The 9,583-nt window shown below is 65.9% G+C and carries 12 protein-coding genes and 3 pseudogenes; 4 read left to right on the plus strand and 11 right to left on the minus strand.

Annotated elements, in window-relative coordinates; genetic code table 11:
* On the minus strand, window positions 1-846 hold an 846-nt coding region (locus ABFX45_RS45215), incomplete at its 3' end, for an IS630 family transposase (protein ID WP_428834302.1).
* Window positions 847-916: 70 nt separating this feature from the next.
* Between ABFX45_RS45215 and ABFX45_RS45220 the strand changes: the two are divergent.
* Both ABFX45_RS45220 and ABFX45_RS46765 read left to right on the plus strand, forming a co-directional pair.
* Window positions 917-1,540 (plus strand): annotated as a pseudogene (locus tag ABFX45_RS45220) (IS3 family transposase); the annotation flags it as partial.
* Between the two features lie 80 nt (window positions 1,541-1,620).
* Window positions 1,621-1,833: an integrase core domain-containing protein gene (locus ABFX45_RS46765; protein ID WP_428834301.1), complete on the plus strand. Its 213-nt coding sequence runs from the start codon at window positions 1,621-1,623 to the stop codon at window positions 1,831-1,833.
* Between the two features lie 202 nt (window positions 1,834-2,035).
* Here the strand turns inward: ABFX45_RS46765 and ABFX45_RS45225 are convergent, their stop codons facing one another.
* The 7 genes from ABFX45_RS45225 to ABFX45_RS45255 form a co-directional block, all read right to left on the minus strand.
* Entirely contained in the window at window positions 2,036-2,206 is a 171-nt protein-coding gene (locus ABFX45_RS45225) for a hypothetical protein (protein WP_346137266.1), read from the minus strand.
* A 225-nt stretch (window positions 2,207-2,431) separates the two neighbouring features.
* Complete coding sequence (locus tag ABFX45_RS45230; RefSeq protein ID WP_346137267.1) at window positions 2,432-2,896, minus strand: hypothetical protein; 465 nt, start codon at window positions 2,894-2,896, stop codon at window positions 2,432-2,434.
* A 113-nt stretch (window positions 2,897-3,009) separates the two neighbouring features.
* A complete protein-coding gene (locus ABFX45_RS45235) occupies window positions 3,010-3,411 on the minus strand; it encodes a YbaB/EbfC family nucleoid-associated protein (protein ID WP_346137268.1) in 402 nt (133 codons plus the stop codon).
* 7 nt (window positions 3,412-3,418) lie between these two features.
* Window positions 3,419-3,865: a hypothetical protein gene (locus ABFX45_RS45240; protein ID WP_346137269.1), complete on the minus strand. Its 447-nt coding sequence runs from the start codon at window positions 3,863-3,865 to the stop codon at window positions 3,419-3,421.
* Window positions 3,862-5,277, minus strand: a complete 1,416-nt coding sequence (locus ABFX45_RS45245) for a lipase family protein (RefSeq protein WP_346137270.1) — start codon at window positions 5,275-5,277, stop codon at window positions 3,862-3,864. The genes ABFX45_RS45240 and ABFX45_RS45245 overlap by 4 nt, the downstream gene beginning before the upstream one ends.
* Window positions 5,277-6,071, minus strand: coding sequence for a hypothetical protein (locus ABFX45_RS45250; RefSeq protein WP_346137271.1), 795 nt, complete (start codon window positions 6,069-6,071; stop codon window positions 5,277-5,279). Before ABFX45_RS45250 ends, ABFX45_RS45245 begins: the two co-directional genes overlap by 1 nt.
* On the minus strand, window positions 6,068-6,586 hold the full coding sequence (locus ABFX45_RS45255) for a BAR domain-containing protein (RefSeq protein ID WP_346137272.1): 519 nt from the start codon (window positions 6,584-6,586) through the stop codon (window positions 6,068-6,070). The genes ABFX45_RS45250 and ABFX45_RS45255 overlap by 4 nt, the downstream gene beginning before the upstream one ends.
* Before the next feature lie 296 nt (window positions 6,587-6,882).
* Between ABFX45_RS45255 and ABFX45_RS46770 the strand changes: the two are divergent.
* Window positions 6,883-7,122 (plus strand): annotated as a pseudogene (locus tag ABFX45_RS46770) (ESX secretion-associated protein EspG); the annotation flags it as partial.
* A 91-nt stretch (window positions 7,123-7,213) separates the two neighbouring features.
* On the opposite strand, the gene ABFX45_RS45265 reads toward ABFX45_RS46770, so the two are convergent.
* Window positions 7,214-7,831 carry an integrase core domain-containing protein gene (locus ABFX45_RS45265; RefSeq protein WP_346137274.1) on the minus strand — a complete coding sequence of 206 codons (618 nt, stop codon included), beginning with the start codon at window positions 7,829-7,831 and terminating at the stop codon, window positions 7,214-7,216.
* On the opposite strand from ABFX45_RS45265, the pseudogene ABFX45_RS45270 reads away from it, so the two are divergent.
* Window positions 7,761-8,961: pseudogene (locus ABFX45_RS45270) on the plus strand (IS30 family transposase). The gene ABFX45_RS45265 and the pseudogene ABFX45_RS45270 sit on opposite strands and share 71 nt — an antisense overlap.
* Here ABFX45_RS45270 and ABFX45_RS46775 read toward each other — a convergent pair.
* Together ABFX45_RS46775 and ABFX45_RS45275 are read right to left on the minus strand one after the other, a co-directional pair.
* Complete coding sequence (locus ABFX45_RS46775; protein ID WP_428834303.1) at window positions 8,909-9,193, minus strand: DDE-type integrase/transposase/recombinase; 285 nt, start codon at window positions 9,191-9,193, stop codon at window positions 8,909-8,911. The pseudogene ABFX45_RS45270 and the gene ABFX45_RS46775 sit on opposite strands and share 53 nt — an antisense overlap.
* Window positions 9,177-9,583: IS3 family transposase (locus ABFX45_RS45275; protein ID WP_346137275.1), on the minus strand; the 407-nt coding region annotated here is incomplete at its 5' end. The genes ABFX45_RS45275 and ABFX45_RS46775, both read right to left, overlap by 17 nt.

Below are 9,583 nucleotides of genomic sequence, written 5' to 3' on the forward strand. Positions count from 1 at the left end.
CGTGCGGGGTCGCGTGGACGCGCACGAGATCGGCGAACTGGTTGACCAGCAGCACCCCACGTCCGCCGCGCAGTCCGGCCGGCCGGGGTCTCCGTCCGGCGAGGGGGTCGGCCAGCTGTCCGGTGTCTCGGCGGCGCGGTGCTTGCGGTGCAACTCGCCGATCACCGTGCCGTCGGCCACGTTGAACGCGGCGAACAGACTGGTGATGCCGTTGCGGACGTAGTCGTGAGTGCGTCGCTCGGGCATGCCCGGCATCATCGGCAACACCGGCTGAGACCGGTCCAGCGCCTGGATCTGGGACTTCTCGTCCACACACAGCACCACCGCCCGCTCGGTCGGATTGTGATACAGGCCAACGACATCCACGACCTTCTCCACGAACAGCGGATCGGTGGAGAGCTTGAACGTCTCGGCACGATGCGGTTTGAGGCCGAAGTCGCGCCAGATCCGGCCGATGGTCGACTTGCTCAAGCCGGTGCGTTCGGCCATCGACGCCCGCGACCAGTGCGTGGCGTTGCGCGGGGTCTCCTCCAGCGTCGCCACGATCACCTCCTCGACCCGCTCCACCGTGATCGACGGCGGCCGGCCCGGCCGTTTCTCGTCGACCAGGCCGTCCAGCCGATGCTGCAGAAACCGCCTTCGCCACTTCGTCACCGTCGACGGATGCACCCGCAGATCCTCGGCGACCTGCTTGCCCGGCAGGCCATCCGCACACGCCAGCACGATCCTGCACCGCTGCGCCAGCACCTGCGACGACTTCGCCCGCCGCGCCCACCGCTCCAGCGTCTCCCGCTCCTGCTCGGTCAACGTCACCTCAGCAGGAGGACGTCCAATCCGCGCCGTCAGCCCACTAGACTTACCTGGCGGATTTCCGACGCAGGACACTAGACCGCCGCTCCCGCTGATCGTCGACTACATCGACGCCCACAAGCACGAGTTCGGAGTCGAGCTGATCTGTGCCGTGCTGACCGCAGCCGGCGTCAAGATCGCTCCGAGCACCTGCTACGCAGCTCGTTCCCGCCCGCTCTCGGCACGTGCGGTCCGCGACGCGGTGGTCACCGAGAAGATCAAGGAGGTGCACGAGACGAACTACGGCGTCTACGGTGTGCGCAAGATCTACGCCGAGCTGGCCCGCCAGGGCGGGGTCACCGGGCTTCCGGTCGCCCGCTGCACCGTCGCCTGCCTGATGAAAGCTGCTGGGCTGCAAGGGATTTCTCGACTGAAGACCCCGCGCACCACGCGCAGCGGCAAGGGTGGCGACCCGCGCTCAGACCTTGTCAAGCGGGAGTTCGCCGCCCCGGCGCCCAACCGGCTGTGGGTCGCGGACATCACCTACATTCGCACGTTCAGCGGCTGGGTCTACGCCGCGTTCGTGCTCGACGTGTTCTCCCGCCGCGTCGTCGGCTGGCAGCTCTCCACGTCACTGCGCACCGATCTGGCCCTCGACGCCCTGGAGATGGGGCTGTGGACCCGCAGCCGCGCCGGACAGGACACCAGCGACCTCATTCACCACTCCGACAGCGGAACGCAATACCTCGCTGTGCGCTACACCCCCAGCGTCTGGCCGCGGCCGGCGCGGTCGCATCCGTTGGCAGCAAAGGAGATTCCTACGACAACGCCATGGCCGAGGCGTTCAACTCGATCTTCAAAGCCGAACTCGTCCGCAACAAAGGACCCTGGCGCGGCGCCGACGACCTCGAGATCGCCGTCGCCGCGTACATCGACTGGTACAACCACCGCCGGCTACACGGCGAACTCGGCCTGATCCCGCCCGTGGAACACGAGACCAACCATCACGACACAACCGCACCCGTCCCGACACCGAGCGGGTAATCACACCCTCCATCAAATCCGGTACTTGACAAACCGGAACTCGACGACGCAGATGCATCGGCTGCTTCTCACTGCTCGACGTACTCAGCGCACGCGATCGTGCCTGCCGGAATTTCATGGCCTGCGAGCGATGTCGCCGACCGACCTGCAGAACTGATGCGGCCGTGGATAGCGGGGGCTCGACAAGCTGGGTAGAGCCGCATCAGCGATAGATCGAATTGTCGCTGAAGTCGTCGTCCTCGACCGACTTCGGCTTCCGCAGCTCAGGCGTACCGAAGGCAGGAACGGACACATCGGTGTCCAACTGACCTGCCAGCCCGCCGACCGCGTTCCGGAACTCGCCGAGCACGTTGGCCGCCGCACCTTCCCTCACCCGCCGCACCAACGCCATGAGCCTCGCGGCGAGCTCCGGGTTCTGTGCGATCTTGAGATCGAGCAGGGCCCGTTCGGTGCCACCGTCACGGTCAGCATCTTGTCCTCAGAGGTGACGGTCTGCGCCGCCATCTCCGGGTTGCGACGGAACGTGGCCGCATTGCGCTGCAGTTCTGCGGTCGTGGCCTCGAAGTCGGCCAGCCACTCGCCCGGGGTCATCGTTCGCTCACTTCGTCATCGGTCTCGGCCCGTACTTCTCCAGACCGACTTTCGGCGACACGCCGATATCGCCGTGGCCGATCGACTTGGACACTCCCACTTCACCCTTTGCCGGCGGGTTGTCCGAGGAGTAGACGACGTACTGGAACGACATGTGGTCCTCCCGGTCGTACGCCGTGCTCAGCCAATAGTCACGGTTCGCGATGTCCTCCAGCCGCTCCCAGACCTCGGCCGTGAACGACTCCGCACGGACGATCACATCGAGATCGATCTGCTGCCCCGAGTCGATGCCATGCACGTAGACGTAACTCGCGTCGACTACCTCAGCCTGCGCCTTCCAGTCCGCCACGATCTTCTTGCAGAGCTCGTCCACATCCTCGTAGTACTGCACGAACGCGTTGCACCCGGACAGCAGCCCGACCAGCAGCACAACCAGGCCCACCACACCGGCCACACGTCTTGCCGCGCTCACTCCACTCCCTCCCGCTTCCCGTAACAAGCCGACGTCACCTCGGTCGGTTCTGGTCCGAAGGTGACTGTTGTGCGGTTCGCGGTCGTACCGGAACACCCGCTACTCAGCAACCTCTACGGCCGCCGGTAGATCGAGTTGTCGCTGAAGTCCTCGTCCTCGACCAGCTGCTGCTTCGGCTTCCGCGGTTCAGGAGTACTGAACGCGGGCACTGACACATCGGTGTCAAGCTGTCCTGCCTGTCCGCCGACCGCACTGCGGAACTCGCCCAGCACGTTGGCCGCCGCACCTTCCCTCGCCTGCCGCACCAACGCCATGAGCCTCGCGGCGAGGTCCGGGTTCTGCGCGATCTTGAGGTCGAGCAGTGCACCGTTCGGCGCCACCGTCACGGTCAGCGTCTTGTCCTCGGAGGTGACGGTCTGCCCCGCAGCCTCCAGGTTGCGGCGGAACGCGACCGCGTTGCGCTGCAGTTCCGCGGTCTTGGCCTCGAAGTCGGTCAGCCATTCGTCCGGAGTCATCGTCCACTCACCTCGCCGGCCTCGGCCCGTACTTCTCCAACCCGACTTCCTTGGAAACACCGAGACCGGCACGGTGTATCGCCGTATCAGGCCCTGATTGAGTCGGCGGAGGGTTGTCCGAGGAATAAGCGGCGAACCTCAACGGCATGCTGCCACGGTCGTAGGCCGTGCTCTGCCAGTAGTCGCGGCTCCCGATATCCTTCAACTTGTCGATGAGCTCGTCCGAGACCGACTCCGCACGGATGACAACCTCGAAGTCCAGCTGCTGCCCCGAGTCGATGCCATGCTGGTAGCGGTAACTAGCGTCGGTGACTTCGGGCAACTCCTTCCAGTCCGCCACGATCTTCTTGCCGAGCTCGTCGACGTCCTCGTAGTACTGCACGACGCTGTTGCACCCGGTCAGCAGCCCGACCAGGAGCACGACCAGGGCCGCCGCCCTCGTGACCGCACTCATTTCACGCCCTCCCTCGCCACTCGATAACGCAGCAACTGCGACTCATCGCTACCTCGAGTGAATGCGCCAGTGCTGTCCATGAACCGCCGCACCGATGGATCCGATCCCTCGTCCAGCTGTTTGGCCACGGCGACGTAGTTCTGATCGACTCGAGGCTTGTTCGGATCATTCTCGTCGTACCGGTAACCGCCGATGCTGTGGTTGTTTCCGACGTTTCCGGTCTGGTTCTCGAAGGTGACCGTCGTGCGGTTGGCGGTGTTCGGGTTGTCGGTGGCATCGAGGTGCGGAACGATGTCGCCCTTGTTCTCCAGCGACAGCATCTGCACATTGTCGGGAATGTCGATCCGGCCCACCGGGGAGCCAGCGGTAACCACGTGCGTCACGTTGTACCCACCCGAGATGAGGCCGTTGGTCGACTGGGCGGCCACGATGCCGCCCTGGCTGTGACCGACCAGCATCACCGGGACACCGGTTCCCTGCGCGCCAGCCTCGTGTAGCGCCTTCTCGATGCCTTGCTGCAGAACGGTTCTGTTGCCCGCCATCGCGTCGACATTGACGCCCGTGTCGTTCGCGCTCTTGGGATCCCACGGTGCGTTCCAGTCCTTGGTGCCGGGAATGTCCACCACATAGCCCGTAACCTTGCCGCTGGCGTCCTTGATGACCCGCACGTCGATATTGCTCTGGTCGCCGTCGTCACGGGGCCTGTTGCGTTCATCGAGGCCCAGCATGATGTCGCGCAAGCTATGCGGACCGGTGTCCGGCAGAGGATCGAAAGAGGTAACGACCGCCGTGCCGTCCGCGTACGTCGCGGCCAGCAGGTCCAACGTGGTGGCCAGGTCGACAGGCACGCCGAGCGACGACAGCATGCCGGGTGACATGCCGATCAACGTGTCGACCATGCCGGGATGGTCGGCCAACCACTTGTTCCAGTCACCGTCGTAGTTGGCGTACACATCTGCGGCGATCGCTGTACCTGCTGCGAGTCCAGCGGCGACAACACCACCTGGCGCAGATGCGACCGCCAGACCCGCCATCCAACGGGATGCGTCGAGTCCTCTCGCCGCGAGCTCGTCCGCGGCCTCGTACGCCAGTTTCGTGGCGCGCAGGGCGTCCCCGCGCAAGCTGATGGCTGCGGAGGTGGCGGTGAGACCGTTGGGGCCGTCGAGCGCCAGGGCCATGGCCGCCTCGAACTTCACCACGCCGGACGGATTCAGCAGAGCTGAGGCGAGCACATGCGGCTCAGCGAGGAACTTGTGCCCGGCCACCGCAGTCTTGATCATGTCGTCTGCGACCTCGCCGGCGAGGGCGCTCATCGCCACGAGGTCCTCGCCCTTGGCCCGGAACCCACCGGCGCCACCGCTGACTTCGATACCGGAAACCGGAGCAATCCCGACCGTCATGTCCTCAGGCATTACAGCGCTCCTGCCACAGCGGGGGCGACCCACGTGCCCAGATCCTCACGAGCAGCCGGTTCCAACCGCACCATGCGACGGCCGGAGCCGTCCGGTTCGGGTTCGAGGCCGCTCCAGCCGCCATCGGTGTGCACCCAGCTGACCTGAGACGTCATCCCGTTGCGGCCGATGACGAGACACCTCAACGCCCCGTCCGTCTCGGTCGCCACCTGCTGAGCGAGTGCCGCCTCTCCGCCAGACAGTTTCAACCTCGCCACCACGGCGGCTGGACCACCGGGGTCGGCATCGCGGAACAGCCGGGCGGCGCCCATCTCCTGCAATGCCGCCAGCGGTAGTCGGCCGCGCAACGGGGTCTGTTCCGGTCCTGCTCCGCCCAGGCGTGACTCGATCCCGGCGTCGGTGTCCTGGCTCTCGGGTGGAACCGCCCGGATCAGTTCCTTGCCCAGATCCGCCGAGGCGAACATCGACATCTCCACCGCGCCGTCACCCAGCTCGAACAACGACGCACCCAACGGGCCGGAGATCGCGTGCACGCTGTGCAGCCCCTTGCCGTCGATCGCCGCGACGGTGTCCAGCATGACCATCGGCAACGCCAGGATCTCCAGGTTCTTCACCACCGACCGGTGCACCTCGCCGCCCACCCCGTCGACCACACGCTTCTTGATCAGCCCCGCCTCGGCAGAGCCGATGTCGGCGGACGGCATCCAAGCTGGCAGCAGTTCGACACCGGCGCGTTCGACCAAATACGTGAGCTCGCCCGCGGTCAACAGCAGCCGGTGCGGTGCCGGGGTCACGCGGGCACCCCCTGCCCACGCAGGTACTCGCCCGCCTCCAGCCACGCCTTGTCACCCGCAGGCGGCAGGTTGTCCGGACCCCACTTCCAACCCGTCCACGGCGGCTGCGGAGGCGACGGCGGCTGACCACCACCGAACCCCAGCGCATCCGCGACACCGTTCGCGATATCCCGTACCGCCTGGTTGAACGCGTCCACCGCACGGTTGAACCTGTCGATCGCACCGGTGAACCAGCCCACCACGGCCTCGGAGATCTTCTTGATCATCGCGATCACCTCGCGCACTTCCTGCGCGTGCCGCCGCAGCAGCGCGGCCGCCTCGGCCAGCCCGTCCGCAGCCTTCTCCAACTGCCGCCGGTCACCACCAACCGTCTCCCGGCACCGCTCCGCCGCCACCGAGTGCCACTCCATCTTCCGCGCATCGTCGTCAAGCTTCTTGGCCCGATCCCGCACGCCATCAGCACGTTTCTCGATCTCGCCCGCGATCCGGTCCAGCTCGTCCGGGTTCCCGTACATGCCCTCCACCCCTCACTCACAGCGAGCGAATCATGACAGGTGGTAGACGCGCACGCCGTTCACCCGGAATTGCGTGCTTCTACCTATCCCCGACGCCGATGTCGACCGCGATCTACTCGCGGACCGTAGTGATCAACCCCTCAAACAGGGACAACCCGCCCTGTAACACTCCGTAGAGCACTGGTCGACTGGCAGTATGACTGCCGGTCACACACCGTGGGAGCGGTGTTCGGGGAGGGAAGATCCACGTGTCAGGGGAGATCGTCTGCTCGTTCGTCGAACTCGACGTGCTGGGAGTGGCGCTGCGGCTCGACGTCCGGCAGTTTCCGTTCTCGATTCCGCACTTCGCCGTCGAGGTGGAGGAGCGGCTGCGGTTGGGACAGGTCGCGCAGGATGAGCTGATCGCACGCGGGTTGATCCGCAGGGATGACTTCGCCCCTGAGTTTGTGCAGGCGCTGAACGTGTACGCGCGTGGGCGGGTCGCCATCGCCATGCGTGGTGTCGCTGACCAGGAACAGCATCTTGCCCTTGCGGTGATCGATGACCACGCCGGCGTGCTGGCGGTGCAGGAAGGCGAGGCGTTGCGGTTCGAACTGAACCGTCACGGATTTGAGACCGGCTTCGGTTTCAGACCAGCGCCGGTCGGCGTGGCGGGTGTTGAGAGTAGTACGCGGCTTCGTACTCGGCCGGGGTCAGGTAGTCCAGACGCGAGTGCAGGCGGGCGTTGTTGTACCAGTCTGCCCATTCCATGAGCGCGAACTCGACCTCGGCGAGGGTCTTGAACGGACCGTGGCGGTTGACCACCTCAGTCTTGAACAAGCCGATGATCGACTCCGCTAGAGCGTTGTCATAGGCATCGCCCACCGAGCCTATAGACGCCGAGAGTCCTTGCAGAGCAAGGGATTCGGTGAACTTCACCGACGTGTACTGGGCGGATTTAATCGGTCGTCGCAACACTTCGATTCTGGAGGTGTTGATGGGCAGGCCGGCGGGGTGGATGAAGGCGTTGACGGGCAGGTCGGCGATGAAGTCGCCGGGGGCTCCGTCGCTTCGTCGGGATGTGGAGCGGTTGTTCTGGCATGAGATCGCCAGGGGGCTCACCAGTGAGGACGCCGCGATCGCGGTCGGCGTGTCGCAAGCGGCTGGCAGCCGGTGGTTCCGGGAGCGTGGCGGCATGCCGACGTTCATGGTCACTTCGTTGTCCGGCCGGTATCTGTCCTTTGAGGAGCGGGAAGAGATCGCCATACTCAAAGCTCAGGGCGCTGGGGTGAGAGAGATCGCCCGTCAGCTGGGTCGTGATCCCTCGACGATCTCCCGGGAGTTGCGGCGCAACGCGGCCACTCGTGGAGGCAAGCTCGACTATCGGGCTTCGGTCGCGCAGTGGAAAACGGAGCTACTGGCGCGGCGTCCCAAGCCAGCGAAGCTGGTTGTCAACGAGCCGTTGCGCGAGTACGTGCAGGAGCGGCTTGCGGGCCAGGTCCGCCGCCCGGACGGGACACCGGTGACGGGACCGGGGACGGCGCCGTGGAAGGGCCGCAACAAGCCACGGCGCCAAGACCGGCGATGGGCGAACGCGTGGAGCCCGGAACAGATCTCCCACCGGCTGAAGGCGGACTTCCCGGAGGATGAGTCCCATGCGCATCTCACACGAGGCGATCTACCAGGCGCTGTATGTCCAGAGCCGCGGGGCGCTCAAGCGCGAGCTGGTCACCTGCCTGCGCACCGGCCGAGCGTTGCAGGCTCCCCGTTCTCGTGCCCGCAAACGCCCAGACGGGATGGTCACGCCCGAGGTGATGATCAGCCAGCGGCCCGCCGAGGCCGCCGACCGCGCGGTTCCCGGGCACTGGGAGGGAGACCTGATCATCGGCTTGGGCAGCTCCGCGATCGGCACGCTGGTCGAACGGTCCACCAGGTTCACGTTGCTGTTGCACCTGCCCCGCATGGACGGTCACGGCGTCGAACCGCGCGTGAAGAACGGCCCCGCCCTGGCCGGCCGCGGCGCCGAGGCCGTCCGAGACGCGATCGCCTCGGCCATCGCCACCCTGCCCGAACAACTGCGACGATCTTTGACCTGGGATCGGGGCAAGGAGATGGCCCAGCACGCCCAGTTGCGCATCGACAGCGGCATCGAGGTCTACTTCGCCGACCCGCACAGCCCTTGGCAACGCGGCACCAACGAGAACACCAATGGCTTGCTGCGCCAGTACTTCCCCAAGGGCACCGACCTGTCCCGCTGGAGCCGCGACGAACTCGACGCCGTTGCCACCACGCTCAATAGCAGGCCTCGCAAGACACTCAGTTGGCGGACACCAGCCGAAGCCCTCAACGATCAGCTACTGTTGCTCCACCAAGCCGGTGTTGCGACGACCGGTTGAACTCAAGCTGACTGCCGGCATCCGAGTGGTGGATCAGCCCGGGCTCGACCGGGTAGCCATAATGATCACGGCGCCACACGGCCATGTTGAGAGCCTTCGACACCAGCGCGGTCGTCCTCGAGCCGGACGCGGTCCAGCCGACGATCGCGCGGGAGTAGGCGTCGAACACGAACGCCACGTAGGCCCAGCCTGCCCACGTGGAGACGTAGGTGAAGTCAGCGACCCAGACCAGGTTCGGCGCGGTCGCGGTGAAGGTCGCGGTTGAGCCTGTCTGCGGCGCGTATCCCGTCCTTGGCCGGGATCGTGGTGCGCTGCTTGCGGCCTCTGACCACGCCGTTGAGACCGAGCCTGCGCATGATCCGGTCCACGGTGCAGAACGCCACGTCGTGGCCCTGACGACGCAGATAGCGGGTCATCTTGCGGCGCCCGTACATCTGCTCTGGCTTGCCCCGCAGCTCGCGCAGGGCGTTCTCCAGATAGGCATCGGTGACATCCCGGGCCGAGGGTGGCCGGCGGCGGGCCTTGCGGTAGGTCCTGGGCGCGATCTGGATTCCGTGCTCGGTGAGCACATCACAGATCGACTCGACGCCGTAGACCTGGCGGTACTCGTCGATGAAACCAA

The organism is Lentzea roselyniae (assembly GCF_039537795.1).
In the GTDB taxonomy this organism is placed as follows: Bacteria; Actinomycetota; Actinomycetes; order Mycobacteriales; family Pseudonocardiaceae; genus Lentzea; species Lentzea atacamensis.

What these genes read in the sequence shown, in the direction of transcription:
- ABFX45_RS45255 (WP_346137272.1), bottom strand. Translation starts at nt 6,586, where the DNA reads ATGTACGGGAACCCGGACGAGCTGGACCGGATCGCGGGCGAGATCGAG.
- ABFX45_RS45235 (WP_346137268.1), bottom strand. Translation starts at nt 3,411, where the DNA reads ATGACTCCGGACGAATGGCTGACCGACTTCGAGGCCAAGACCGCGGAA.
- ABFX45_RS45240 (WP_346137269.1), bottom strand. Translation starts at nt 3,865, where the DNA reads ATGAGTGCGGTCACGAGGGCGGCGGCCCTGGTCGTGCTCCTGGTCGGG.
- ABFX45_RS45265 (WP_346137274.1), bottom strand. Translation starts at nt 7,831, where the DNA reads ATGGCGATCTCTTCCCGCTCCTCAAAGGACAGATACCGGCCGGACAAC.
- ABFX45_RS46765 (WP_428834301.1), top strand. Translation starts at nt 1,621, where the DNA reads ATGGCCGAGGCGTTCAACTCGATCTTCAAAGCCGAACTCGTCCGCAAC.
- ABFX45_RS45245 (WP_346137270.1), bottom strand. Translation starts at nt 5,277, where the DNA reads ATGCCTGAGGACATGACGGTCGGGATTGCTCCGGTTTCCGGTATCGAA.